The 25,811-nt window shown below is 63.6% G+C and carries 23 protein-coding genes and 1 riboswitch; of the genes, 16 read left to right on the top strand and 7 right to left on the bottom strand.

The features are described 5' to 3' along the window. Positions 1 to 13: 13 nt before the first annotated feature. Entirely contained in the window at positions 14 to 634 is a 621-nt protein-coding gene (locus ACUXVH_RS04990) for a CatB-related O-acetyltransferase (RefSeq protein WP_123397752.1), read from the top strand. A gap of 79 nt (positions 635 to 713) precedes the next feature. On the opposite strand, the gene ACUXVH_RS04985 is transcribed toward ACUXVH_RS04990, so the two are convergent. Next, on the bottom strand, positions 714 to 2,576 hold the full coding sequence (locus ACUXVH_RS04985) for an O-antigen ligase family protein (protein WP_065364875.1): 1,863 nt from the start codon (positions 2,574 to 2,576) through the stop codon (positions 714 to 716). A gap of 156 nt (positions 2,577 to 2,732) precedes the next feature. On the opposite strand from ACUXVH_RS04985, the gene msbA reads away from it, so the two are divergent. From msbA to hldE, 4 genes are all read left to right on the top strand, one after another. Beyond that, positions 2,733 to 4,538 (top strand): lipid A export permease/ATP-binding protein MsbA, encoded by a 1,806-nt coding sequence (gene msbA, locus ACUXVH_RS04980; RefSeq protein WP_011058900.1) that lies wholly within the window; start codon positions 2,733 to 2,735, stop codon positions 4,536 to 4,538. A gap of 187 nt (positions 4,539 to 4,725) precedes the next feature. Next, entirely contained in the window at positions 4,726 to 5,430 is a 705-nt protein-coding gene (locus ACUXVH_RS04975) for a sulfotransferase family 2 domain-containing protein (protein ID WP_065364876.1), read from the top strand. Further along, a complete protein-coding gene (cysC, locus tag ACUXVH_RS04970) occupies positions 5,423 to 6,034 on the top strand; it encodes an adenylyl-sulfate kinase (protein ID WP_011058902.1) in 612 nt (203 codons plus the stop codon). The genes ACUXVH_RS04975 and cysC overlap by 8 nt, the downstream gene beginning before the upstream one ends. 102 nt (positions 6,035 to 6,136) lie before the next feature. Continuing rightward, the gene (gene hldE, locus ACUXVH_RS04965; protein ID WP_011058903.1) at positions 6,137 to 7,570 is read left to right on the top strand and encodes a bifunctional D-glycero-beta-D-manno-heptose-7-phosphate kinase/D-glycero-beta-D-manno-heptose 1-phosphate adenylyltransferase HldE; all 1,434 of its coding nucleotides are present in this window, start codon (positions 6,137 to 6,139) and stop codon (positions 7,568 to 7,570) included. Between the two features lie 51 nt (positions 7,571 to 7,621). Here the strand turns inward: hldE and ACUXVH_RS04960 are convergent, their stop codons facing one another. The 4 genes from ACUXVH_RS04960 to ACUXVH_RS04945 all read right to left on the bottom strand — a co-directional run bounded on the left by ACUXVH_RS04960 (position 7,622) and on the right by ACUXVH_RS04945 (position 11,062). After that, entirely contained in the window at positions 7,622 to 8,593 is a 972-nt protein-coding gene (locus ACUXVH_RS04960) for a hypothetical protein (protein ID WP_019093038.1), read from the bottom strand. 41 nt (positions 8,594 to 8,634) lie between these two features. Continuing rightward, positions 8,635 to 9,447 carry an aldo/keto reductase gene (locus ACUXVH_RS04955; RefSeq protein ID WP_015633920.1) on the bottom strand — a complete coding sequence of 271 codons (813 nt, stop codon included), beginning with the start codon at positions 9,445 to 9,447 and terminating at the stop codon, positions 8,635 to 8,637. Next, a complete protein-coding gene (locus ACUXVH_RS04950) occupies positions 9,444 to 10,619 on the bottom strand; it encodes an NAD(P)/FAD-dependent oxidoreductase (RefSeq protein ID WP_065364877.1) in 1,176 nt (391 codons plus the stop codon). The genes ACUXVH_RS04955 and ACUXVH_RS04950 overlap by 4 nt, the downstream gene beginning before the upstream one ends. Before the next feature lie 110 nt (positions 10,620 to 10,729). After that, a complete protein-coding gene (locus tag ACUXVH_RS04945) occupies positions 10,730 to 11,062 on the bottom strand; it encodes a DMT family transporter (RefSeq protein ID WP_011058907.1) in 333 nt (110 codons plus the stop codon). Between the two features lie 110 nt (positions 11,063 to 11,172). On the opposite strand from ACUXVH_RS04945, the gene ACUXVH_RS04940 reads away from it, so the two are divergent. Further along, positions 11,173 to 12,057: a LysR family transcriptional regulator gene (locus ACUXVH_RS04940; protein WP_015633922.1), complete on the top strand. Its 885-nt coding sequence runs from the start codon at positions 11,173 to 11,175 to the stop codon at positions 12,055 to 12,057. A 22-nt stretch (positions 12,058 to 12,079) separates the two neighbouring features. Continuing rightward, positions 12,080 to 13,360, top strand: a complete 1,281-nt coding sequence (waaA, locus tag ACUXVH_RS04935) for a lipid IV(A) 3-deoxy-D-manno-octulosonic acid transferase (protein WP_065364878.1) — start codon at positions 12,080 to 12,082, stop codon at positions 13,358 to 13,360. Positions 13,361 to 13,459: 99 nt separating this feature from the next. Here the strand turns inward: waaA and ACUXVH_RS04930 are convergent, their stop codons facing one another. Continuing rightward, positions 13,460 to 14,890 carry a TolC family outer membrane protein gene (locus tag ACUXVH_RS04930; protein WP_011058910.1) on the bottom strand — a complete coding sequence of 477 codons (1,431 nt, stop codon included), beginning with the start codon at positions 14,888 to 14,890 and terminating at the stop codon, positions 13,460 to 13,462. A gap of 197 nt (positions 14,891 to 15,087) precedes the next feature. Then, positions 15,088 to 15,192: riboswitch (TPP riboswitch) on the top strand. A 163-nt stretch (positions 15,193 to 15,355) separates the two neighbouring features. Between ACUXVH_RS04930 and thiC the strand changes: the two genes are divergently transcribed. Next, entirely contained in the window at positions 15,356 to 17,245 is a 1,890-nt protein-coding gene (thiC, locus tag ACUXVH_RS04925) for a phosphomethylpyrimidine synthase ThiC (protein ID WP_011058911.1), read from the top strand. Between the two features lie 229 nt (positions 17,246 to 17,474). Next, a complete protein-coding gene (gene cytX, locus ACUXVH_RS04920; RefSeq protein WP_019093041.1) occupies positions 17,475 to 18,767 on the top strand; it encodes a putative hydroxymethylpyrimidine transporter CytX in 1,293 nt (430 codons plus the stop codon). Here the strand turns inward: cytX and ACUXVH_RS04915 are convergent. Continuing rightward, entirely contained in the window at positions 18,736 to 19,482 is a 747-nt protein-coding gene (locus ACUXVH_RS04915; RefSeq protein WP_065364879.1) for an RsiV family protein, read from the bottom strand. The two genes, cytX and ACUXVH_RS04915, sit on opposite strands and share 32 nt — an antisense overlap. A 224-nt stretch (positions 19,483 to 19,706) precedes the next feature. Here ACUXVH_RS04915 and ACUXVH_RS04910 point away from each other — a divergent pair, with 224 nt between their 5' ends. The 7 genes from ACUXVH_RS04910 to ACUXVH_RS04880 all read left to right on the top strand — a co-directional run bounded on the left by ACUXVH_RS04910 (position 19,707) and on the right by ACUXVH_RS04880 (position 25,806). Further along, positions 19,707 to 20,324 (top strand): NUDIX domain-containing protein, encoded by a 618-nt coding sequence (locus ACUXVH_RS04910; protein ID WP_011058914.1) that lies wholly within the window; start codon positions 19,707 to 19,709, stop codon positions 20,322 to 20,324. After that, positions 20,315 to 20,767 (top strand): DUF1249 domain-containing protein, encoded by a 453-nt coding sequence (locus ACUXVH_RS04905; protein ID WP_011058915.1) that lies wholly within the window; start codon positions 20,315 to 20,317, stop codon positions 20,765 to 20,767. Before ACUXVH_RS04910 ends, ACUXVH_RS04905 begins: the two co-directional genes overlap by 10 nt. A 99-nt stretch (positions 20,768 to 20,866) precedes the next feature. Beyond that, complete coding sequence (cpdA, locus tag ACUXVH_RS04900) at positions 20,867 to 21,682, top strand: 3',5'-cyclic-AMP phosphodiesterase (protein WP_065364880.1); 816 nt, start codon at positions 20,867 to 20,869, stop codon at positions 21,680 to 21,682. A gap of 67 nt (positions 21,683 to 21,749) precedes the next feature. Further along, on the top strand, positions 21,750 to 22,358 hold the full coding sequence (locus tag ACUXVH_RS04895; protein ID WP_015633927.1) for a YqiA/YcfP family alpha/beta fold hydrolase: 609 nt from the start codon (positions 21,750 to 21,752) through the stop codon (positions 22,356 to 22,358). A 42-nt stretch (positions 22,359 to 22,400) separates the two neighbouring features. Next, a complete protein-coding gene (gene parE / locus ACUXVH_RS04890; RefSeq protein ID WP_011058918.1) occupies positions 22,401 to 24,305 on the top strand; it encodes a DNA topoisomerase IV subunit B in 1,905 nt (634 codons plus the stop codon). Then, positions 24,305 to 25,288 carry an esterase-like activity of phytase family protein gene (locus ACUXVH_RS04885; RefSeq protein ID WP_053148760.1) on the top strand — a complete coding sequence of 328 codons (984 nt, stop codon included), beginning with the start codon at positions 24,305 to 24,307 and terminating at the stop codon, positions 25,286 to 25,288. The genes parE and ACUXVH_RS04885 overlap by 1 nt, the downstream gene beginning before the upstream one ends. Next, a complete protein-coding gene (locus tag ACUXVH_RS04880) occupies positions 25,285 to 25,806 on the top strand; it encodes a retropepsin-like aspartic protease family protein (protein ID WP_011058920.1) in 522 nt (173 codons plus the stop codon). The genes ACUXVH_RS04885 and ACUXVH_RS04880 overlap by 4 nt, the downstream gene beginning before the upstream one ends. Positions 25,807 to 25,811: the final 5 nt, after the last annotated feature.

The raw sequence follows: 25,811 nt of genomic DNA, 5'->3' as shown, positions 1-25,811 counted from the left end.
GAGACGCCGGAGCATGGGCTGGATTCAACGTTTTCTGGAGAAGCGCGCCAAGCGTGCGATCCGCAAGCTGCCGAAAATCGAGCGCGGCGTGGTGCGTTTCCAGCAGAGATATCCAGGTTACAGCATCGGGCGTGGCAGCTATGGCTTGCCCGAGGTGCATGACTGGCAGGAGGGCTCGACCCTGAGCATCGGGGCGTACTGCTCGATTGCCGAAGGGGTGCAGATATTCCTCGGTGGCCACCACCGAGCGGATTGGGTCACCACTTTTCCCTTCCCGGCGATGCTGCCTCAGGCCGCGCACATCAGTGGCTACGCCGGGACCAATGGCGATGTCCGGGTGGGCAGTGATGTGTGGCTGTGTTCCAACAGCACGCTGTTATCCGGTGTGACCATTGGCCATGGTGCGATTGTTGCGGCGGGAGCGCTGGTCACCAAGGACGTCGAGCCTTATGCGGTGGTCGGTGGCAACCCGGCGCGTTTCCTGCGCTGGCGCTTTCCCGAGGAGCAGCGCCAGCAACTCTTGCAGAGTGCCTGGTGGGACTGGCCGGAGGCTGAGTTGCACGGGTTGGCCGACAAGCTCTGCAGCGATGATATTGACGGCTTCCTGGCCTACGCCCGGCAGCGTTCAGCCTGACCGCTCGCTGTTTAATCCCTTCCGAACCTGTTCCAGGCAGCCCTGTGTAGCTGCCATGGAACAGGTGCGTGCGCAGGGATCAGCGAGCCACTTGGTGCAGGTCATTCGCCGGTAGCTGCTTCAACAGTCCGGTGGCCAGTGGCATCGAGGTGCCCTGGGCGTAACCGGCCTGCAGTGCGTCCAGGTGCTCCAGGAACAGCCAGCCACAATCCTCGGCATAGCGCTGCATATGGCGCACATTGCGCTGGCGCAGCGATTTTCTCAGTGAGGAGGGATAGACCCGCAGGTCTGCAAGATCGATCAGCCCGAACTCGCCATTTTCCAGTACCAGCACATTGGCCAGGTGCAGTGAGCGGAAATACACCCCTTGCTCATGCAGGTTGGCCATGAAGGCGCCAAAGCGCTTGATCAGCTTGGCACGCTCGTCGCCAGAGCTTGCCAATTGCAGACTCTGGCGCAGAGTCTGGCCGGGCAGCGGTTGGTAGCGGACGGCGTTGCTGCCGTCGGCAAGACGGTACAGTCCGAGGATTTTCGGGGTGGTGATGCCCAGCTCGCGCAGTTGCTCGCTATTGGTGGCAAACCGCGCGGAGTAGGGATTGAACCCTCCGGAGGTGTACCAGCGGCGAGGGCGAAACAGCTTGAGGAAGCTGCCGTCTTCAAGACGCAGGACCTTGGGCCCCAGGCCGTCGGCTTCGATTACCCGGGCATTGGCCATCAGCTTGTCGGCGTCGGCCTGGGTGAGCGACTCGACCGTGTGGCTGGGTGAGCGTCGCGCACGTTGGCTGATACACAGGGCAGCGATCAGGGCCAGGGGAATCCACAGCAGGAACCAGTGCTCTTTGGGGCGAGAGAGAATCCCGCCGCCTTCGGTCAGGCCTGCGCCAATGCCGAACATCAGCCAGGTCGAGGCCAGGATCAGTAGTGGTTCGGCCCGTAGTTGCCAGCTTTTGAACAGGGCCCAGGCCTGCATGAACAGCCACGGCAGAAGGCCGATGATGCCCACATAGTAGAGCACGCCCAGGGCGAAGTTATGGGGCTCTTGCAGCAGGAAACCGATGCCGGGGTCCAGGGACAGACTGGCGTTGTAGCCGTGGCCGATCCATGGGTGGTTGGCAATCTGTTCCAGGGCCAGGCGCCAGAGATCGAAACGCGAAGAGCTGCCCCGTTCCAGAAGCATCTGCGAGAACAGCGCAACGACGGCTATACCGCCTGCCAGCATACCGCCCAGCAGCATCAGCGAACGACGGTTCCAACTAATGAAGCTCAGCCACAGTGCCGCCAGGGTCAATGCCACCAGAGGCGTTCTGGAGCCCGTGGCGATCAGCGCGGCGACCATGATGACCAACGCCGGAACGCTCAGCCAGAGTATCTGGTAACGACGGCAGTTCATGCTCAGGCACAGCCAGTAGACACAGAAGAACCCAAAGACATGGGAGCTCAGCAATGGGTTGTCAAAGGCGCCCGCACCGATCATGCGCAGTTCGGGGGTGTGGTATCGAACGAAGACGTACAGGTTGAAGATCGAGGCGATGAGAGCAACGATCGCAGCACAAAAGACCAGCGGCTGTAGCACCTCGCCGCGGTAGCGAACCAGTAGCATGCAGCCGGCGAACAGCATCAGGGTGTGCAGAGGCGTCTTGATTTCCCCCAGCACGCTGTCCACCGGAGGGCTCCAGGCCAGGCTGACAAGGGCCCAGGTGCAGAACAGCAGCATGGCGATGAAGACAGGTTCGCGCAGAAGGCTTTTCAGTTCGCTGGGGCGAGTACACAGCGCGATCAGCGTCGGGATGCTGAACAGTCCGTAGTACAGCTTGTGCAATCCACTGCGTCCCGGCAGGAAGAACATCGCACAGAGAAGCAGTAGATAACCGATCGGCAGAATCCACAGGCAAATGAAATCGAATACTCGATTGGCCGTGTTGTGAAGGGCATTGGGTTGCATGCTTGAACGTTCATCCCGGAAGTTAAGCTGGCAATCATAACGACTTATGGCTGGCGGTGTCGTTGGTCAGCTGAACAATCTCGGGTCTATGGGAGTGCCAGTACCGCGAACAAGCTGTGCTAAAGTCAGCCTCCTTTTTGACGACATTCGCGTGATATGACCGACTCCAGTCCTGACGCAAGCCCCTCGAGCTTGAAAATCTACTTCCGTCTGCTCGGCTATGTGCGGCCCTATATTGGTCTGTTTCTCATCAGCATCGTCGGGTTTCTGATCTTCGCTTCGACTCAGCCCATGCTCGGCTACATCCTCAAGTATTTCGTCGACGGCCTGTCCAACCCTCAGGCGGTGCTGTTTCCCGGTGTGCCTTATCTGCGCGACATGCAGTTGCTCCAAGCGGTGCCGCTGCTGATCGTGCTGATCGCTGCCTGGCAAGGCCTGGGCTCCTACCTGGGCAATTACTTCCTGGCCAAGGTATCCCTGGGGCTGGTGCACGATTTGCGGGTGCAACTGTTCAACAACCTGTTGACCCTGCCCAACCGTTACTTCGACAAGCACAACTCCGGGCATCTGATCTCGCGTATCACCTTCAACGTGACCATGGTCACGGGGGCGGCGACGGACGCGATCAAGGTGGTGATCCGCGAAGGCATGACCGTGATCTTCCTGTTCGGCTCGCTGTTGTGGATGAACTGGCGCCTGACCCTGGTGATGATCGCCATCCTGCCGCTGATCGCGGTCATGGTCCGCACCGCCAGCAAGAAATTCCGCAAGCAGAGCAAGAAGATCCAGGTGGCCATGGGTGATGTGACCCATGTTGCCTCGGAAACCATCCAGGGCTATCGCGTGGTTCGCAGCTTTGGCGGCGAGACTTATGAGCAGCAGCGTTTTCTTGCGGCCAGCCAGGGCAACACCGACAAGCAACTGCGCATGACCCGTACCGGCGCCATCTACACCCCACTGTTGCAACTGGTGATCTACAGCGCCATGGCGGTACTGATGTTCCTGGTGCTGTATCTGCGCGGTGATGCTTCTGCCGGTGAAATGGTGGCCTATATCACCATGGCCGGTCTGCTGCCCAAGCCGATCCGCCAGCTGTCCGAAGTCAGCTCAACGATCCAGAAAGGCGTGGCGGGTGCGGAGAGCATCTTCGAGCAGTTGGACGTCGAGCCTGAGGTCGATCGCGGCACTGTCGAGCGCGCCAGCATCAATGGGCACCTGGAGGTGCGCAACCTGAGTTTCACCTACCCGGGAACCGAACGGCAGGTGCTCGATGACATCAGCTTCAGTATCGAGCCCGGGAAAATGGTGGCGCTGGTGGGGCGTTCCGGCAGTGGCAAGTCGACCCTGGCCAACCTGATTCCGCGGTTCTACCACCACGACAAGGGCCAGATTCTTCTGGATGGCACCGAGGTCGAAGACTTCCGCCTGCTGAACCTGCGTCGGCATATTGCTCAGGTTACCCAGCACGTCACGCTGTTCAGTGACACCGTGGCCAACAACATTGCCTACGGTGACCTGGCCGGTGCGCCGCGTGAGGACATCGAGAAGGCCGCCGCCGATGCCTATGCCATGGACTTCATTGCCCAGTTGCCCGAAGGCCTGGATACCCAGGTAGGGGAGAACGGCGTACTGCTTTCAGGTGGCCAGCGCCAGCGCCTGGCGATTGCCCGGGCCTTGCTGAAGAACGCCCCGCTGCTGATTCTCGACGAGGCCACTTCGGCCCTGGACACCGAATCCGAGCGGCACATCCAGGCCGCCCTGGACAAGGTCATGAAGGGCCGCACCACCCTGGTGATTGCCCACCGCCTGTCGACCATCGAGAAAGCCGACCTGATCCTGGTCATGGACCAGGGGCGGATTGTCGAGCGCGGCAGCCATGCCCAGTTGCTGGCACAGAACGGCTACTACTCGCGGCTGCATGCCATGGGCCTGGAAGAGCCCGCGCCCAGCGGAATCGCCTGACCTGTTCCGGGGAGCGAGCCGGCTCGCTCCCCGGGGCCTTGGTGTGCAAGGCACCTTGGCATCATTTGTAGCCGCTTCCTTACAGTCTTGACCAAGCCTAAATAATTCTGCGTTTCCCGCTTGTTATGGTTCCCGCCTGAATCTTTGAACAGATCGAGGGGGCCATCCCTCTCGCGTGGGTAGCAGAATGTTGCAACGCTTTGTGTGGAAGTTATTACCCAAGACCCAGCGCAATTTCCTGCTTGGGCGCCTGTCGGTGGTGGATCGCCAAGTGGTGAACAAGTCCATGTCGGCCAATGTGCGCTTTCCTGATGCCTTCTCCCGACACTCCTGCCTGTTCATTCATGTCCCCAAGTGCGCGGGCAGCAGCATCTGTTCGGCATTGTTCGACGGTTGGATGCCCGGGCACCTGCCGTTGTACTGGTACGAGCAGCAGTTTCCCCAGGCCTTTTCCAGCAGCTTCAAGTTTGCCTTCGTGCGCGACCCCCTGGAGCGCGCCTACTCGGCCTACGCTTTCCTGCGGGGCAATCGCCTCGGCCGACGGGACCAGGCAGCCCAGGCGCTGGTAGGGCATTACCGCGACTTCGATGACTTTATCGGCCGCTGGCTGCACCCGGAAACCATCCACAAGCAGATGCACTTTGCTGCCCAGAGCGATTTTCTCACCGACTCCCTAGGCCGACTGGCCCTGGATTTCGTCGGCTATCAGGAGCACCTGCAGCGAGATTTCCAACTGCTGTGCGAGCAGTTGCAGGTCCAGACCCGACTGCCCCATGTCAACAGCACCCAGCAGCGCCATAGCACCCCCGTCAGGGAAATCTGTTCGGTACGCACCCGGCGCCTGGTGCGCCGGGTCTATCAACGCGACTACGAGATGCTCGGTTATGAATAAGCTTGCCTGTGTACCGCTGGAGCGCCCGCAAATCCGTCCCTACAGCCTGTCGTTGTCCACCGAGGCCCGGGCCGCCCTCAAGCAGCAGCAACCCTGCTGTCTTTGGCTGACCGGATTGTCGGGGGCCGGCAAGTCGACCCTGGCCAATCTGTTGGAGCTGCGGCTCAACGAGTTGGGTATGCACACCTTCGTCCTCGACGGCGACAACGTTCGCAGTGGCCTGTGCAGTGACCTGGGAATGGGGGCCGAGGCGCGCAAGGAGAATATCCGCCGCATGGCCGAGGTGGCACGGCTGATGGTGGACGCCGGCCTGCTGGTCATAGTGTCGGCGATCTCGCCGTTTCGCGCCGAGCGCGATGCCGCCCGCGCGCTGTTCGGCCCGGGGGAATTCATCGAGGTGTACGTCAGTACACCTTTTGATACCTGTGCCCGGCGTGACCCCAAAGGGTTGTACCAGGCTGCGCTGGAGGGGCGGATCAAGGACTTCACCGGGCTCGACAGCCCCTATGAAGCGCCGTTGCAGGCCGATTGCGAGATCGACACGGCGACCGTGGCACTGCCGGAGGCGATCCGCCGCCTGCTGCAACTCCTGCCCCGTAAATAAGCGGCAAGAATTCTTCGTCGGCCCCATTCAAGGCATAGAACTAGGCGGCGCCAACCCTGTGTTAATATCGCGCCCCTGTTCATTTTGTATGTGGGATGCTCCATGAAGTTGTCCATGCCGCGATTCGATCAAGCCCCCGTCTTGGTGGTCGGCGATGTCATGCTCGACCGTTACTGGCATGGTGGTACCTCACGGATTTCCCCTGAGGCGCCAGTGCCGGTGGTCAAGGTCGAGCAAATCGAGGATCGCCCCGGCGGTGCCGCCAACGTTGCCCTGAACATCGCTGCCCTCGGCGCGCCGGCCTCCCTGGTGGGCGTGACCGGCGACGATGAAGCCGCCGACAGCCTGGCCAACAGCCTGCAAGGCGCGGGCGTGCGTGCGCTGTTCCAGCGCATCAAGCACCAGCCGACCATCGTCAAGCTGCGGGTCATGAGCCGTCACCAGCAGTTGTTGCGTATCGATTTCGAAGAACCCTTCGCCACCGACGCCCTGGCCCTGGCGGCCGAGGTCGATGCCCTGCTCGACGGGATCAAGGTGCTGGTGTTGTCCGACTACGGCAAGGGCGCGCTGCGCAATCACCAGGTGCTGATCGCCGCTGCGCGGGCTCGGGGCATTCCGGTGCTGGCGGACCCCAAGGGCAAGGATTTCTCCATCTACCGCGGCGCCAGCCTGATCACGCCGAACCTCAGCGAGTTCGAGACCATCGTCGGCGGCTGCGCCGACGAGCACGAACTGGTGAGCAAGGGCGCGCAGTTGATGCATGACCTGGAACTGGGGGCGCTGCTGGTGACCCGTGGCGAACATGGCATGACCCTGTTGCGCCCCGACCATCCGGCCATGCACTTGCCAGCCCGGGCCCGGGAAGTGTTCGACGTTACCGGTGCCGGGGATACGGTGATCTCCACCCTGGCAGCCGCCATTGCCGCCGGCGAAGAGCTGCCCCACGCAGTGGGCCTGGCCAATCTGGCGGCCGGCATCGTGGTTGGCAAGCTGGGTACCGCCGCCATCAGTGCTCCCGAACTGCGCCGGGCGATCCAGCGCGAGGAAGGCTCCGAGCGCGGGGTGCTGAGCCTCGACCAGTTGCTGCTGGCCATCGATGATGCCCGAGCCCACAACGAGAAGATCGTCTTCACCAACGGCTGCTTTGACATCCTGCACGCCGGGCACGTGACCTACCTGGAACAGGCGCGAGCCCAGGGCGACCGGTTGATCGTGGCGATCAACGATGATGCTTCGGTCAGTCGCCTCAAGGGCCCAGGCCGTCCGATCAACAGCGTCGACCGGCGCATGGCGGTGCTGGCGGGGCTGGGGGCGGTGGACTGGGTGATCAGTTTCCCCGAAGGCACCCCGGAAAACCTCCTGTCCCAGGTTCGGCCGGACGTGCTGGTGAAGGGCGGTGACTATTCCATCGACCAGGTTGTAGGTGCCGATATAGTCGGTGCCTATGGCGGCACCGTTAAGGTGCTGGGGCTGGTGGAAAACAGCTCGACCACGGCTATCGTCGAGAAGATCCGCAAGACCGACAAGGCCGAGTAACGGCCTTGCGGTCTGCAAAAAAGGCGCCTGTTGCAGGCGCCTTTTTTTGCCTCAGCCCTGGCGCCGGGCCTTGCCGGGGACGATCTTGCGCAGGATCTGCCGGGCCCGGCCGGTTAGCCGCGATAGCTTCGACGCCTTTTGCGGTGGCTCCAGGCCCCGCTGCCTGAGCCAGTCCTTCCAGCGAATCCGCTCGTCACTCACCACCCAGCCTTCCTGCTGGGCGAAGCTTTCCGCCAGGTACAGGCCGCGGGTGCTGGCCGGATGCAACTGGTCTTTCTTCAGGGTGTAGAGCTCGGCGCAGGGCTCGCCGTTGTCCAGGGGCATCAGGTACAGGTCCGGGCGCTTGCGGTCCAGCCGTGCCACCAGTTGGTCGCCCTCCAGGCGCTCGTCGACGTGGAACAGGCTCAGGGACTTGGCTTCCCTCGGCACGTCCAGGCGCAGGTCGTAGATCAACTGCAGTGAGGCGGTGGGCAGGTGCACATAGGCCCGGGGACGCTCCAGCAACTGCAGGTTGCCACAGCGCACCGGCAGCGCCGCCCCGGACAGCGGGGTCAGGCGAAAGGGCAGGGCCTCGCGATAGTGCAGGGCGCCGGCGTAGGGCGCGGGCAGCCAGGTGTCATTGAAGCGCCCACCGAGCCAGCCTTCGGGGGTTTCCAGCAGGCATTCCTCGGCAATTTCCTGGATCGCGGTATGCAGTGGCAGGTTGAGCTCGTGAGCCGGGACATAGCCGGAAATCAGCTTGAGCACCACATCGCCGCGATCCTGGCGGCGTTGGCGCACCAGCACCCAGTAGTCGCGGTTCTGCCAGTGCAGGGTCAGGCGCACCGAGACCCCGAGGTTGGCCAGCTCCAGGGCGAAGCGCTGATTGTCGGCCACCGTCACCGCGCGCCGGCGCTGCAGGGTCTGAGCGAAGTTCAGCGGCATTCCGACGCTCTGGTAGCTCAAGCCTTCGGGAGTCGCTTCGACGAACAGGGGCAGGGTCTTGAAGTTGCTGGGGTTCTTTCTAATGAGCGGTCGCGACATCTCGGCTCCTTCTTGCGTCGGGGTCGGCCGCGTCGGCGGCATCAGTTCTTGCCAAGGACCTGCGCCACAGTCGACACGTTGTGGGCCAGGTGCAAGGGATTGATGGTCCCGACAATAGCACTGGCGACACCGGGCCGGTCAAACAGCAGCTCGAAGCTGGCCCGCACCGGATCGATGCCCGGGCTCAGGCAGACGTGGCCGCTGGCAAGCGCCTTTTTCACCAGGATGCCCTTGTGGTGAGCGGTAGCGTAGTCAATGACTGCCCGCTCGGCCTGTTCGTTCAGATTGTAGGTAACCATGGCGCAATCGCCTTGCTCCAGGGCCTTCAGGCCACCGTCTACGGTCTTGCCGGAGAAGCCGAAGCCACGGATCTTGCCCTCCTGCTTGAGCTGCGCCAGGGCCTGGTAGACCTCGCACTGCTCGAGGATCGCCAGGTCGTTGCCGTCGGAATGCACCAGCACCAGGTCGATGAAGTCGGTTTCCAGGCGTTGCAGGCTGCGCTCCACGGACATCCGGGTATGGGCCGCGCTGAAATCGTGCCGCGACAGGCCATCGGCGAACTCTTCGCCGACCTTGCTGACAATCACCCATTCCTGGCGCTGGCCGCGCAGTAGCGGGCCCAGGCGCTCTTCGCTGCGGCCGTAGGCCGGAGCGGTGTCGATCAGGTTGATGCCCAGGTCGCGGGTCAGCTTGAGCAGCATGCGGGCCTCCTGGTCGTCGGGGATCTGGAAGCCGTTGGGGTATTTCACGCCCTGGTCGCGGCCCAGTTTCACCGTGCCCAGACCCAGGGGCGACACCAGCAGGCCGGTGCTGCCCAAGGGGCGATGCAGATCGTGCAGGGTTGGCTGGCTCATGGCAGCAGTTGCTCCCAGGCTGGTTGCGCCAGGGACGGCTTGGGCAGTTCGGGCAGGGCCTGGGCGGCGGCGGGGCGAATGCCGTCGCGCTCCAGGGCAGCCAGGACCCGGTCGGCGAAGTCCGGTGCCAGGGCCAGCTTGGTCGGCCAGCCCACCAGCAGGCGATCCTGCTCGGCGAGGAAGGCGTTGTCCGGGCGGGCCAGGCCCGACTGTGCCGGCTCGGCGCGGTCGACCCGCAGGGTGGCCCATTGCGCCTGGCTCAGGTCGATCCAGGGCAGCAGTTGCCCCAGTTCCTTCTGGGCTGCGGCAATCTGCGCTGCCGGTTCCCGGGCCACGCCCTCGGCTTCGGCGATATCGCCCCCCAGGTACCAGACCCACTGGCCGTCGGCGGCCGGGTGAGTGGTGACGGTGATCCGTGGTTTTGGCCCGCCGCCCAGGCAGTGGGCGTACAGCGGTTTCAGGCTCGGGCCCTTGACCAGCACCATGTGCAATGGTCGCCGTTGCATGGCGGGCTGGCTCAGGCCGGCCGCTTGCAGCAGCTCGGCATTGCCGGCTCCGGCGCTGAGGACAATGCGTTGCGCGCGGATTTCCCGGCCGTCGACCCGCAGGCCCAGCAGTTGGCCGTTCTCCAGCAGGGGCTCGATCTTCTGCCCGGCCAGCAGGCTGTCTCCCGCCAGGTGCGCGAGGCGCTCGATCAGGCTCGGCACATCCACTACCAGTTCGGCGAGGCGGTAGACCTTGCCCTTGAAGCGCTTGTCCTGCAGGGCCGGGGGCAGTTGCTCGCCCTTGACCTGATCGACCCGCCCGCGTACCGCCTTGCTGGCGAAGAAGCTGGTGAGGTTGCCGGCCAGGGTGCCGGGGGACCAGAGGTAGTGGGCCTCGGACAGCAGGCGCACGCCGGACAGGTCCAGCTCGCCATTGCCCGCCAGGGCTTCGCGCCAGCGCCGTGGCATGTCGGCAATGGCCTCGGAGGCGCCAGTGAGGGCGCCGTGCAGGGCGTATTTGGCGCCGCCGTGGATGATCCCCTGGGATTTCACGCTCTGTCCGCCGCCGAGGCTGGCGCTTTCCACCAGCACGGTGGAAAAACCCAGGCGTTGCAGGCGAGCGTTGAGCCAGAGACCGGCGACGCCTGCGCCGACAATCAGCACATCGGTGGAAATAGCGGATGGCATGCAGCGACCTCGGTAAGTAAAACGAAGCCGCAAGTTTCAAGCCTCAGGCCTCAAGCTGCAAGCTTGGCGCTCACTCTGGCCGCTTGAGGCGTGTGGCGTGAGGCTGCTTTCTAGTGCCCGGCGGTTTTCGAGAACAACTGGATCACCACCACGCCGAGGACGATCAGCGCCATGCCCAGCATCGCCGGGATATCCAGCTTCTGGCCGTACAGAAACAGCGCGGCGATGCTCACCATGACGATGCCCATGCCGGCCCATACCGCGTAGGCCACGCCCACCGGCACCGTACGCACCACCAGGGTCAGCATCCAGAAGGCCACGCCGTAGCCGACGATGATCAATGCCAGGGGCAGCGGAGTGCTCAGGCCCTTGACCGCTTTCATTGAAACAGTGGCGATCACTTCCGCGCAGATGGCGATAGCCAGGTAGTAGTAAGCGTTCATGGGAGGGTTCCTCGGGGCTGGGACTGCTTTGTGAGGTCGGCATTCTAGAGAAAGTTCAGATGGGGTAAAGTCATTACCTATCTGGATGATAGATAGGTTGTGCCATGAACATGCAATGGAACCTGGAGCAGTTGCGCCTGTTTGTCGGGGTCGCCGAACTGCGTTCGTTTTCTGCCGTGGCCCGCCAGCAGCGCAAGGCGCAATCGGCCATCAGCAGTGCCATCGCCCAGCTGGAGGATGACCTGGGAGTCAGCCTGTTCGAACGCAGCAGTGGCCGCCAGCCAAGGCTGACGGAGGCGGGCAGTGCACTGTTGCAGGAAGCGCGGGAGATCCTGCGCCAGTGCGACCGCCTCAATGGCCGGGCGCTGGCCTTGATGCGCGGCCAGGAAGCGCGGTTGCGCCTGGCCCAGGACGAGGCGATGCCCTATCAGCCGGTGCTCGACAGCCTGGAGGCTTTGGCGGAACACTTTCCCAGCCTGGAGGTGCAACTGGCCAGCGGGGCCCAGGGCGACGTAGCGCGCAAACTGGTGGAGCGCCGGGCCGACCTGGGGTTGCTGTTTCACCATGAACAGATGCCGGAAACTTTGGAGCGCCGGGCCCTGGGCAGTGTGGAGATGGTCACTGTCTGCGCCGTGGGGCATCCGCTGGCCCATGAAAAAAGGGTCAACCGCCAGTTGCTGGCGCTACACCGGCAGTTGCTCATCGCTCCGCAAGCCAGTGGCTACCCCGGTGGTGAGCAGGTCAGCCCCCAGGTCTGGCGGGCTGACAGCTTCTACGTCCTGGCCGAATGGCTGATGCGCGGGCTGGGCTGGGCCTGGCTGCCACGGCATGTGGTGCAGTACCCGGCCTATCAGAACCAGATGGTGGAGCTGGCCAGCCAGTGGACGCCCCCGGCACTGGTGGTGGAACTGGCCTGGCGCCGTGACGAACCTCTGGGCCCCGCGGCGCACTGGCTGGCAGAACGTTTTGCCGTGCACCTGAAGGCGATCGGCTAAAAAAACGATAAACTCCGCCGCCATGAATAGAACTCTCTATACCGTATTGTTTTACCTGGGGCTGCCGTTGGTAGCGATCCGCCTGTGGCTGCGCTCGCGCAAGGCGCCGGCTTATGCCAAGCGCATTGGCGAGCGTTTCTCTCTCGGCTTGCCGAGCATGCAACCCGGTGGCATCTGGGTGCATGCGGTGTCGGTGGGCGAGAGCATCGCTGCCGCGCCGATGATCCGGGCGCTGCTGGCGCGTTATCCACAGCTGCCGATTACCGTGACCTGCATGACTCCCACCGGCTCCGAGCGCATCCACGCGCTGTTTGCCAACGAGCCGCGGATCCAGCACTGCTACCTGCCCTACGACTTGCCTTGCGCCGCGGCGCGGTTTCTCGATCGGGTGCAGCCCAAGCTGGCAGTGATCATGGAAACCGAACTGTGGCCCAACCATATCGACCAGTGTGCCCGGCGCGGGATTCCGGTAGCCCTGGCCAATGCCCGGTTGTCCGAGCGTTCGGCCAAGGGCTATGGGCGTTTTGCTCGGCTGACCGCACCGATGCTGGCGCAGATGAGCCTGTTCGCGGTGCAGACCGAAGCCGAGGCCCAGCGTTTCCTCCGGCTTGGGGCCCGCCCCGAGACTGTGCAAGTGACCGGATCGATCAAGTTCGACCTGAGCATCGACCCGCAGTTGCTGCAGCGGGCCACTGATCTGCGCCAGCAATGGCAGGCCATGGAGCGCCCGGTGTGGATCGCCGCCAGTACCCACGAGGGCGAAGACGCGGTGGTGCTCGATGCCCACCGGCAACTGCTGGGCAATTACCCCAATGCCTTGCTGATCCTGGTGCCGCGGCACCCGGAGCGCTTCGACTCGGTGCATGAGCTGTGCCGGCAGCAGGGTTTTGCCACGGTGCGCCGTTCTGCAGCCGAGCCGGTGCTTGCCACCACCTCGGTGCTGCTGGGGGACACCATGGGCGAATTGCTGTTCCTCTATGCCCTGGCCGACAGCGCCTTTGTCGGCGGCAGCCTGGTGCCCAACGGTGGGCACAACCTGCTGGAGCCGGCAGCCCTGGCCAAGCCGGTGATCAGCGGGCCGCATGTGTTCAATTTCCTGGAAATCGCCGCGATGCTGCGTGAGGCCGGAGCCTTGCAGGAAGTGGACGATGCCGAGGGGCTCGCGGTGGCGGTGCAGCGTCTGTTCGAGCTACCCCAGGATGCGCGCAAGATGGCCGATGCCGGGCTCAAGGTGCTCAAGGCCAACCAGGGCGCCTTGCAACGGCTGCTCGACGGCCTTGGCCGCCTCCTGGGCAGGCACTGATCATCGCCTTCGGTAGCCGCTGTCGCATGGCCGTAAAAGGCCGTTACACCGCCATGAAAAAGGCCACCGCAAAGGTGGCCTTTTTCATGCCTGCGACCTTCAGGGGCGGGCCCTGAGCTGCTCCTGGGCGGCCTTGGCCAGGTCTGGCGGCAGGAAGTCGCGATCCGGGTTGTAGTCGGCCTTGAGATAGCGCGACAGGTCCTGCAGGTCCCCCGGATTGAGGGTGCCGGCCGCCTGTTTCAGGCGCAGGTTGTCGAGGATGTAGTCGTAGCGGCTGTTGTTGTAGTTGCGCACCGAGGTGTACAGCTGGCGCTGGGCGTCGAGCACATCGACGATATTGCGCGTGCCCACCTGGTAGCCGATCTCCGTGGCCTCCACTGCGCTCTGGTTGGAAATGATCGACTGGCGCCGGGCCTGGACCTGCTCGACATCGGTGTTCACCGCGCGGTGCAGGTTGCGGGTGTTTTCCACCACCTGGCGGCGCAGGGATTCACGCTGTTGCTCGGTCTGGCTCAGGCGCGAGTAGGATTCACGCACCTGGGAGCTGGTCAGGCCGCCGCTGTAGATCGGAATGTTCAGTTGCAGGCCGATGGAGCGCTGTTCGACGTCGCTGCCATAGCGCGTCAGCGGGTTGGGGTTGCTGAAGCCCAAAGCATCGTTGTCGCCTTTCTTGTACTGCGCCACTGCGTCCAGGGTCGGCGCATGCCCGGCCTTGCGCTGCTTGAGGGTTTCCTCGGCGGCGCTGACTGCGTAGTTGCTGGCCAGCAGGTTGAGGTTCTGCTTGGCGGCGGTGTCCACCCAGGCCTTGGCGTCGTTGGGGGTCGGCGCCAGCACTGGCAGGGTATGGACGATGCCCTGGATCGAGTTGTACTCGCGGTTGGTCAGGGTGATCAGGGCCTCGAAGGCATCATCCACCTGGCGCTGGGCAAGGATCCGGTTGGCCCGGGCAGTATCGTAGCTGGCCTGGGATTGCAGGACGTCGGTCTTGTCCGACAGGCCCACGTCGAAGCGTTCGTTGGATTGGTCCAGCTGACGCTTGAAGGCCGCTTCCTCGGCCTTGGTCGAGGCCAGGTTGTCCTGGGCGCGCAACACCGCGAAGTAGTTCTCTGCGCTCTGCAGGATCAGGTTCTGCTCGGTGGCCGAGAGTTGCAGGGAAGCCTGTTCGTTGATGTCCTTGGCCGCCTGCAGCTGGAACCAGCGGTCGGCCCGGAACAGTGGCTGGGCCAGGGTCGCCTGGTAGACGTTGCCGCTGCGGGTAGAGGTCATCGACGGTTCGTCGAACTTGGTGCGGGTGTTGTTCATGTCCGCGCCGGCCGAAAGGTTAGGCAGCAACCCGGCACGAGCCTGGGGCACCACTTCCTTCTGGGCACCGTACTGGGCGCGCGCAGCGGCCAGATCGGCGTTGTTGTCCACCGCTTCCTGGTAGACGCTGACCAGATCGGTCTTGGTGGTCAAAGGCGCTTCTGCTGCCCAGGCCATTCCATTGGACGCACAAGACACGGCAACAGCCAGTGAGAGTTTGCGCAGCATTCGGCGATCCCTAGAGTTGATATTACGGCAATAATTCAGGCGCCAAGGCTAAGGCGCGACCCACAGAGCGTCAAGGTTCGACACAGGGCAACGAGTGTAGATGCGCTGGGGGGTGGCAACAATCCTGCAATTACGCCATTCATCATGCTGATCGTACGGGGGGTTGGCGTTCTGCTGTGGCTTTGTCTAGACTGGCCCGGTTCTTGTCGGGGTGCCTTGCTATGAGGCTGAGATCGGATAATCCGGATCCCGTTGAACCTGATCAGGTTAGCGCCTGCGTAGGGAACAAGATTTCTCGTCACCCGGCGAGTCCTCTTGTGCTTCGTCCGGGATGTTGTTCGACAATCGAACACCCCTCGAGTACCAAGCACTGCACTCACTAGTTGCTTAGACAGGGTGCGTCCGTCCGTTACAGGTTCGCTCCGACAAAAATCCACTGCCTGGATGCTGTCTGGAGAGCCCGTGATGACTACAAAATTAAAAAACGCTAGCAACCTCAGTGAGTCGGCCCAAGTCGACCAACAATCGGTTCAGCCCTTTACCCGCTCGCAAAAAGTCTATGTCCAGGGTTCGCGCCCGGACATCCGCGTGCCCATGCGCGAAATCACCCTGGACGTGACCCCCACCGACTTCGGCGGCGAGATCAACGCCCCGGTGACCGTGTACGACACCTCCGGCCCCTACACCGATCCGAACGTGGTGATCGATGTGCGCAAGGGCCTGGGCGATGTGCGTTCGGCGTGGATCGAGGACCGTGGCGACACCGAGCGTCTGGCCGGCCTGAGCTCCAACTTCGGCCAGCAGCGCCTGGCCGACCCGGAGCTGACCAAGCTGCGCTTCGCCCACGTCAACAACCCGCGCCGGGCCAAGGCCGGGGCCAACGTCAGCCAGATGCACTACGCGCGCAAAGGCATCATCACCGCCGAGATGGAATACGTCGCCATCCGCGAAAACATGAAGCTGCAGGAGGCCCGTGCCGCCGGCCTGCTGAAGCAGCAACACGCCGGCCACAGCTTCGGCGCCAGCATCCCCAAGGAAATCACCCCAGAGTTCGTCCGCGAGGAAATCGCCCGTGGCCGCGCCATCATCCCGGCCAACATCAACCACGTCGAACTGGAACCGATGATCATCGGCCGCAACTTCCTGGTGAAGATCAACGGCAACATCGGCAACAGTGCCCTGGGTTCCTCCATCGAGGAAGAAGTGGCGAAACTGACCTGGGGCATCCGCTGGGGTTCGGACACGGTGATGGACCTGTCCACCGGCAAGCACATCCATGAAACCCGCGAGTGGATCATCCGCAACTCGCCGGTGCCGATCGGTACCGTACCGATCTACCAGGCCCTGGAAAAGGTCAACGGCGTGGCCGAGGACCTGACCTGGGAGCTGTTCCGCGACACCCTGATCGAGCAGGCCGAGCAGGGCGTGGACTACTTCACCATCCACGCAGGCGTCTTGCTGCGTTACGTGCCGCTGACCGCCAAGCGGGTCACCGGCATCGTGTCCCGGGGTGGCTCGATCATGGCCAAGTGGTGCCTGGCGCACCACAAGGAGAACTTCCTCTACACCCACTTCGACGAAATCTGCGAAATCATGAAGGCCTACGACGTCAGCTTCTCCCTGGGAGATGGCCTGCGCCCGGGGTCGATTGCCGACGCCAACGACGAAGCCCAGTTCGGCGAACTGGAAACCCTCGGCGAGCTGACCAAGATCGCCTGGAAGCATGACGTGCAGTGCATGATCGAAGGCCCGGGCCACGTGCCGATGCAGTTGATCAAGGAGAACATGGACAAGCAGCTGGAGTGCTGCGACGAGGCGCCGTTCTACACCCTCGGCCCGCTGACTACCGACATTGCCCCCGGCTACGACCACATCACCTCCGGTATCGGTGCGGCGATGATCGGCTGGTTCGGCTGCGCCATGCTCTGCTACGTCACGCCCAAGGAACACCTGGGCCTGCCGAACAAGGATGACGTGAAGACCGGGATCATCACCTACAAGATCGCCGCGCATGCTGCGGATCTGGCGAAAGGTCATCCGGGCGCGCAGATCCGCGACAACGCCTTGTCCAAGGCGCGTTTCGAGTTTCGCTGGGAAGACCAGTTCAACCTCGGCCTGGACCCGGACACCGCCCGCTCGTACCACGACGAGACCCTGCCCAAGGATTCGGCCAAGGTCGCGCATTTCTGCTCCATGTGCGGGCCGAAGTTCTGCTCGATGAAGATCACCCAGGAAGTGCGTGAGTACGCAGCCAACCAGCGTATCGAAGCGGTGGATGTGGATGTCGCCAAGGGCCTGGCGGAACAGGCCGAGCGCTTCAAGCAGGAAGGCAGCCAGTTGTACAAGAAAGTCTGACCCCTCTCTGCAGGAGCGGGCTTGCCCGCGAACCAGGCGCTGCGCTCTCGCCAAGGTGGCGCTTTCGCTGGCAAGCCGGCTCCTGCAGAGGCTGGGCGTTCGAGATAGCCCCCGTGAACATTCCTGTAGGAGCGGGCTTGCCCGCGAACCGGGCGCCGCGCTCTCGACAAGGTGGCGCTTTCGCCGGCAATCCGGCTCCTGCAGACCCTATTCCTTCGAGATATCAACCTTGAGCAGTCCAATCAGTACCTACTCTCCCGATCTCGCGGTACCGGCCGACAAGCGCGTGTTTGGCGCCCGCGATCTGTTTTCCCTGTGGTTCTCCCTCGGTATCGGCCTGATGGTGCTGCAGACCGGCGCCTTGCTGGCGCCAGGCCTGGGGCTGGCCCATTCGCTGCTGGCGATCCTGCTCGGCACCGCGGTCGGCGTTCTGCTGCTGGCGGCGGTGGGGGTGATCGGCAGCGACACCGGCCTGTCGTCCATGGCTGCGCTCAAGCTCAGCCTGGGCCGGCGCGGCGCCAGCCTGCCGGCGCTGTTGAACCTGTTGCAACTGGTGGGCTGGGGCTCGTTTGAAATCATCGTCATGCGCGATGCCGCGAGCCTCCTGGGCAGCCGGGCCTTCAGCGAAGGCAGCCTGCTGGCCAACCCGTTGCTCTGGACCCTGTTTTTCGGTGCCCTGGCCACCTTGCTGGCGGTCAGCGGGCCCTTGACCTTCGTCCGGCAGATCCTGCGCAAATGGGGAATCTGGTTGTTGTTGGCCGCCTGCCTGTGGCTGACCTGGAACCTCTTCGCCCGAGCCGACCTGGCGGCGCTCTGGGCCCAGGCCGGGGACGGCTCGATGCCGTTCGCCGTGGGCTTCGATATCGCCATCGCCATGCCCCTGTCCTGGTTGCCGCTGATCGCCGACTACTCGCGGTTCGGCAAGCGCGCCAAGAGCGTGTTCGGCGGCACGGCCCTGGGCTTTTTCATCGGCAATTTCTGGTTGATGAGCCTGGGCGTCGCCTACACTCTGGCCTTCGCTCCCAGTGGTGAAGTGAATGCCTTGCTGCTGGCGCTGGCCGGGGCCGGGCTGGGGATTCCGTTGCTGCTGATTCTGCTGGACGAATCGGAAAATGCCTTTGCCGATATCCATTCGGCGGCGGTTTCCAGCGGCATCCTGCTGCGCCTCAAGGTCGAGCACCTGGCGCTGGCCATAGGCGTGCTCTGCACCCTGATCGCCTGCCTGGCGCCGTTGGCCCAGTACCAGAACTTCCTGTTGCTGATCGGCTCGGTATTCGCGCCGCTGTTTGGCGTGGTGCTGGTGGATCACTTCATCCTGCGTCGGCGCTCGGGGCAGAACCCGGCGTCAGCCTTGCGCTGGCCGGCGCTGCTGGCCTGGCTGGGTGGGGTGAGCACCTATCACCTGCTGGCCAATCTGTACCCGGATATCGGCGCAACCCTGCCGTCACTGGTACTGGCAGGGCTGCTGCAATGGCTGTTGGGCCGGGCTTTCAGTTACCGCCAGGAAACAGCTCGGGCTTGAGCACGCCCTTGAGGCGGTCGTAGGGGATCTGTAGTTCGATGTGGCCCAGGACCGAGGGCGCGATGGTGGTGACGTCGTACTTGAGGGTCACGGCGTTGCGGGTCAGCGCTACGTTCTGGGTCTTCTGGAAGGGCCAGGTCTTCACGAACTCGGCCTCGCGATCCAGGTGAGTGCTGATCAGCCAGTTGTTGTGGGCGACCCGCGCGGCCTTCCAGAACATCTCTTCCTGGCCGGGCAGGAGCATGTCCGCCAGGTTCAGGGCCTTGTGCTGCTGGCGTGAATAGTTGACGAAGCCACGGCCCGGGGTGCCGTTGGCGGCGCCGGTGTCCAGGTAACTGGCCAGTTCGATGATCACCAGGCCGTCATGCTGCTCGCGTAGCTTGGATTGCAGGTACATGCCGTGGCGGTCCGGCGCGCTGCGCAGGAACTGCTCGCGATAGGCCGCAAGGCTGGCCGGCAGCGCAGCATCGGGGCTGGTGCGGGTCATTTGCAGCAGGCGCTTTTCGACGATGGCATCCAGCTGCGGTTCGGCGGGGAAGTGCACGGTGTCGAGGTTGACCAGCGGGCAGTCGGCGCCGCTACAGCCCGGCTTGAGTTGTTCGGACTTGTCCCGGGTGGTTTCCAGCGGGGTCATGTAGCTGGGTTGAAACAGGCTTTGGCAGGCACCCAGGGTCAGGGCGATACAGGCCACGGAGGCGATTTTGACAAGCGACATGGGCGTCCTTCATAAACCAGGGGGAGGCAAAAGTTACCGGCTTCGACTGCCTGCGAGGCAGTCGGTTCGCCACTAAGCTCAATAGAGGCAATTAGAGTAGGTTTAGCCCCTCGCCGTCTATCCCGCTGAGGGTAAAGGGGCTGCATGATCAGCTGCGAGCGCGTTAGGATGGCGCGAAGTCGAGGGGGATCCTCGGATTGAACATGCTGTACACGAGGATTGTTATGACTGACTTTGCCAACTCCACGCCGAGTGCCGTCGAGATCATCCGGCGCGAAAACTGTTTCCAGGGTTTCTACCGGCTCGATCGCCTGCAACTGCGTCATGAGCTGTTCGCCGGTGGCATGGGGCGTGAAATCAATCGTGAAGTCTTTGTCCGTCACGATGCGGTCTGCGTACTGCCGTACGACCCGCAGCGCGATGAGGTGGTGCTGATCGAACAGTTCCGCGTCGGTGCCATGGGCAAGACGGCTTCGCCCTGGCTGGTGGAACTGGTGGCCGGGCTGATCGACAAGGACGAGCAGCCGGAACAGGTTGCCCGCCGCGAGGCGCAGGAGGAAGCTGGCCTGGACATCTCGGCGCTGTGGCCGATGACCCAGTACTTCCCGTCGCCCGGTGGCAGCACCGAATTCGTCCATCTGTACCTGGGGCGTTGCGACAGCAGCGCCGCCGGTGGGCTGCATGGGCTGGAGGAAGAGGCGGAAGACATTCGGGTGTGCGTGATGGCCTACGAGGATGCCTTGCAGGCCATGCGCGACGGGCGGATTTGCAATGCCGCCAGCATCATTGCCTTGCAGTGGCTGGCGCTCAATCGCGCGGAAGTGAGGGGGTTATGGTCGTAAACAAGGTACGCGACCGCTATCGGGTGGATCTCGCGGGGCTGCAAGCTTCCTGCGAGGCCAACTACGCCCGGCTGATGCGACTGCTGCCCGACATGCGCAACCAGCCCGTGGCGCGGCGCATCGCAGTGACCCAGGGTGACCAGATGCTCGGCGTACTGGCCCTGGAAGTGGTACTGGCCTGCCCGTATACCACCACCTTGCAGGTGCGCCAGGAACACAGCCTGCCCTGGCTGCCTGTGCCGCAGCTGGAAGTGCAGGTCTATCACGACGCGCGCATGGCGGAAGTCATCAGTGCCGAACATGCCCGGCGTTTTCGCAGCATCTATCCCTATCCCAATGCCTTCATGCACCAGCCTGATGAAAAGGCCCAGCTGAACGTGTTCCTCGGCGAGTGGCTGAGCCACTGCCTGGCCTGCGGTCACGAGTTCGAAGCCGTGCGCTAGATGTGAACTGGGTCCGCTTCCCAGGTTTCCTCTTTTTCACTTCCCCCAGCATAATTGCCCCCTTCTTCACGCTTTGTGATCTTGCTCCGGGAGAACGCCGTGCCAAGCGTATCCGCACTGACTGCCGCCGACCCCGTGTTGCTGGTGCAGCTGTCCGATAGCCATCTGTTTGCCGAGACGGACGGCACGCTCTTGGGCATGAACACCGCCGACAGCCTGCAACGGGTCATCGACCTGGTGCTGGCGCAGCAGCCACGGATCGACCTGATGCTGGCCACCGGCGACCTGTCCCAGGACGGCACGCTGGAGTCCTATCAGCGCTTTCGTCAGCTTACCCGACAGATTGCCGCCCCAGGCCGCTGGCTGCCGGGCAACCACGACGAACTGCAGGTCATGGAGCAGGCCGCCAGCGGCAGTGACTTGCTGGACCCGGTGGTGGACATCGGCAACTGGCGCATCACCCTGCTGGACTCGGCGGTGCCGGGTTCGGTACCGGGTTATCTGCAGGATGAGCAGTTGCAACTGCTGACCCGCTCCCTGAGCGAAGCACCAGAGCGGCACCACCTGGTCTGCCTGCATCACCATCCGGTGTCCATCGATTGCGCCTGGATGGAGCCCATCGGCCTGCGCAATGCCCAGGCGCTGTTTGCCGTGATCGACGCTTCCCCCCAGGTGCGCGCCGTGCTCTGGGGGCATGTTCACCAGGAGATCGATCGCCTGCGGGGCGACGTGCGGCTATTGGCCTCACCTTCCACCTGCATCCAGTTCGAGCCCTTGAGCGACGACTTCAAGGTCGAGGAGCAGGTGCCGGGCTACCGTTGGTTGCGGCTGCTGCCCGATGGACGGCTGGAAACCGGCGTGCAGCGGGTCGAAGGCTATGAATTCACCATCGACTACGGTAGCGAAGGCTACTGAAGCGGCTGCGTAACCTGGCCCCATCCCTGTAAACTGCGGCTTTTGCCCAGGTGCACAGGGAGCTCGCATGTCCGGTTCGATCCTCTATATCCACGGCTTCAACAGTGCTCCGGCATCGACCAAGGCCTCCCAGTTGCGCCAGGTCATGGAGCAGCTCGGCCTGGCCGGGCAACTGCGGGTGCCGGCCCTGCATCACCATCCGCGCCAGGCCATTGGCCAGCTGGAACAGGCGATTGCCGAACTCGGTCGTCCATTGCTGGTCGGCAGCTCGCTCGGCGGCTACTATGCGACTCACCTTGCCGAGCGCTATGGTCTGAAGGCCCTGCTGATCAACCCTGCTGTCAGCCCGCACCGGATGTTCGACGGTTATCTGGGCACGCAGAAGAACCTGTACACCGACGAGACCTGGGAGCTGACCCACGACCATGTCGCGGCCCTGGCAGCGCTGGAAGTGGCGCCACCCCAGGACCCTGAGCGTTATCAGGTGTGGTTGCAGACCGGGGACGAGACGCTGGACTATCGCAGCGCCGAGCGCTACTACCGCGCCTGTGCCTTGCGCATACAGGCCGGCGGCGATCATAGTTTCCAAGGTTTTGCCGGACAATTGCCGGCGATGTTGAATTTTGCCGGCATCACTGCCGATCAGTACCAGGCGATCGACTTCACTGCACTGTGAGCCTTCGCCCCATATTCATTGAACGACTAACGACGAGAACCCATGGCCACTCCCAGCGCTAGCTCTTATAACGCAGACGCCATCGAAGTCCTCTCGGGACTCGACCCGGTGCGCAAACGCCCGGGCATGTACACCGACACCACGCGGCCCAACCATTTGGCCCAGGAAGTCATCGACAACAGCGTCGACGAAGCCCTGGCCGGCCATGCGAAGTCGATACAGGTCATCCTGCACGCCGACCATTCCCTGGAAGTGTCCGACGACGGCCGCGGCATGCCCGTGGACATCCACCCGGAAGAAGGCGTGTCCGGGATCGAGCTGATCCTCACCAAGCTCCACGCCGGCGGCAAGTTCTCCAACAAGAACTACCAGTTCTCCGGCGGTCTGCACGGGGTGGGCATCTCCGTGGTCAACGCCTTGTCGAACCAGGTGCGGGTGCGGGTCAAGCGCGACGGCAACGAATACCAGATGACTTTCGCCGACGGCTACAAGGCCACCGAGCTGGAAGTGGTCGGCACCGTGGGCAAGCGCAACACCGGCACCAGCGTGTACTTCGCTCCGGACCCAAAATACTTCGACTCGCCGAAATTCTCCGTCAGCCGTCTCAAGCACGTGCTCAAGGCCAAGGCCGTACTCTGCCCGGGGCTGCTGGTGAGCTTCGAGGACAAGTCCAGCGGCGAGAAGGTCGAGTGGCACTACGAAGATGGCCTGCGCTCCTACCTGGTGGATGCGGTCAGTGAATTCGAACGCCTGCCGGCCGAGCCGTTCTGCGGCAGCCTGGCAGGGAACAAGGAAGCGGTGGACTGGGCCCTGTTGTGGCTGCCCGAAGGCGGCGACAGCGTCCAGGAAAGCTACGTCAACCTGATCCCCACGGCCCAGGGCGGCACCCATGTCAACGGCCTGCGCCAGGGCCTGCTGGATGCCATGCGCGAGTTCTGCGAGTTCCGCAACCTGCTGCCCCGCGGCCTGAAGCTGGCCCCGGAAGACGTCTGGGAGCGCATTGCCTTTGTCCTGTCGATGAAAATGCAGGACGCGCAGTTCTCCGGCCAGACCAAGGAGCGCCTGTCATCCCGCGAGGCGGCGGCGTTCGTTTCCGGTGTGGTCAAGGACGCCTTCAGCCTGTGGCTCAACGCCAACCCCGAGCTGGGCATGCAACTGGCGGAGCTGGCCATCAGCAACGCCGGGCGCCGCTTGAAGGCCAGCAAGAAGGTCGAGCGCAAGCGCATTACCCAGGGCCCGGCGCTGCCAGGAAAGCTGGCGGACTGTGCCGGCCAGGACCCGATGCGCTCCGAGCTGTTCCTGGTGGAGGGTGACTCCGCCGGCGGTTCGGCCAAGCAGGCGCGGGACAAGGAGTTCCAGGCGATCCTGCCGTTGCGCGGCAAGATCCTCAATACCTGGGAAGTGGACGGCAGCGAGGTCCTGGCCAGCCAGGAAGTGCACAACATCGCCGTGGCCATCGGGGTCGATCCGGGCGCCGAGGACATGAGCCAGCTGCGCTACGGCAAGATCTGCATCCTCGCCGACGCCGACTCCGACGGCTTGCACATCGCTACCTTGCTGTGTGCCTTGTTCGTCCAGCATTTCCGTCCGCTGGTGGATGCCGGTCACGTCTACGTGGCCATGCCGCCGCTGTACCGCATCGACCTGGGCAAGGAGATCTACTACGCCCTGGATGAAGCCGAGCGCGACGGCATTCTCGACCGCCTGGTGGCCGAGAAGAAGCGCGGCAAGCCACAGGTCACCCGATTCAAGGGGCTGGGTGAAATGAACCCGCCGCAACTGCGCGAGACCACCATGGATCCGAACACGCGGCGCCTGGTGCAGTTGACCCTGGACGACGTCGAGGCCACCGCGGAAATCATGGACATGCTGCTGGCCAAGAAGCGCGCCGGTGATCGCAAGTCCTGGCTGGAGTCCAAGGGCAACCTGGCCGAGGTGCTGGCCTGATGCACAGAGGTTTTGCCCTGGCCCTGGCGCTATTGGCAACCTCGGTGGTGGCCGCGCCGGCGCCCGAACTGAAACTGCTGTCCGAGCATCCTGTGCAAGGCATGCGCGGCGGCAATCTGTCCGGGCTGGCGCTGTGTGGTCAGGAGCTTTGGACCGTCTCCGATCGCGACGACGAGCAGATCTACAGGCTCGATACCCGGAACACTGTCTGGCAGGCCGAGACCGTCGGGATCGAGGTGCCTGCGGTGCCGGATTCCGGCTTGCCCTGGGGCTTGAAGGTGCGGACCTGGGCGGCGTCCTTCGTGCGTGGCGGCGACCTGGATTTCGAGGGCATCACCTGTGATGCCGCCGGCAACAAATATGTGGTCAGCGAAGCCCATGCCGCGGTGCTGCAGGTTCCGGCGCAAGGCGCGCCGGCCTGGTTGAAGATTTCCCCGATCATGGTGCGCGAAGCCCGTGCGAGCGGCATGCTGCTGCACTTCAATGCCCTGTTCGAAGGGCTGGCGGTCAACCCTGCCGGGGATCGGATCTGGCTGGCGGCGGAACGCGAGCGGCGCGGGCTGCTGTTGATCAAGCGTGGCCAGACCACCTGGGACTGCGATGGCGGTTGCGTGCTGCTCAGTGAAGCAGGGGCGCTAATGCAGCCTGAGCAGGTGCCCAACGCCAAGGCCGTATCCCGTGACTTTGCCGACCTGTCGCTGTTCGACGGCAAGCTGTTCACCCTGGAGCGCAACGCCTATCAGATCTGTCGCCGGGACGCGCTGAGCGCCAAGGTCGAGCAGTGCTGGTCGTATGCTGGCGAAGCACTGGTGGAGCATCGGCGTTATCCACAGCCCTACGGGTTGGCGGAAGCCCTGGTGGTGGACGCCAAGGGCGCCTGGATTGGCCTGGACAACAACAACGGTGCTCGCGCCGACGGCGAGGCCCGACCGATCGTCTGGCGTTTTGCAGCTCCCGAAGGCGGCTGGAGTGCCAAGCCGTGAGCCAGCAACCGGGCAAGAGTGCCGGGCGGGTGATGCTGATCATGGCCTGGGCGGCGGCGCTGTTCCTGGCCACGCGGTTCTTTGCCGACTGGGAAGCGCACCAGGAGAACCCCAACACTGTCGTCAGTTCGCAACAACATGAGGGTTACATCGAAGTGCAACTGGCGGGCAATCGCCAGGGGCATTTCGTCGCCAGCGGCCATATCAACGGGCGGCCGGTGCAATTCATGCTCGACACCGGGGCGACCGATGTCTCGGTACCTGCGGATCTCGCTGAACGTCTGGGCCTGGAGCGCGGTGCGCCGGTCACCCTGAGCACGGCCAATGGGCGCAGCGAAGGTTATCGGACCCGTATCGAACTCCTGCAGCTGGGGGATATCGTGCTGCGGGACGTGGCCGCGCTGGTGGCGCCGGGGCTCGACGGCGACCAGGTTCTGCTGGGCATGAGCGCTTTGAAAAAACTTGAATTTACTCAGCGCGGCGGCAGCATGCTGCTGCGCCAGACTACGAACCAATGAGGCCC

Source organism: Pseudomonas sp. 8(2025) (assembly GCF_052665325.1).
Note: the sequence above shows the minus strand (reverse complement) of the source record. Positions and strands in the feature narration are given on the sequence as shown.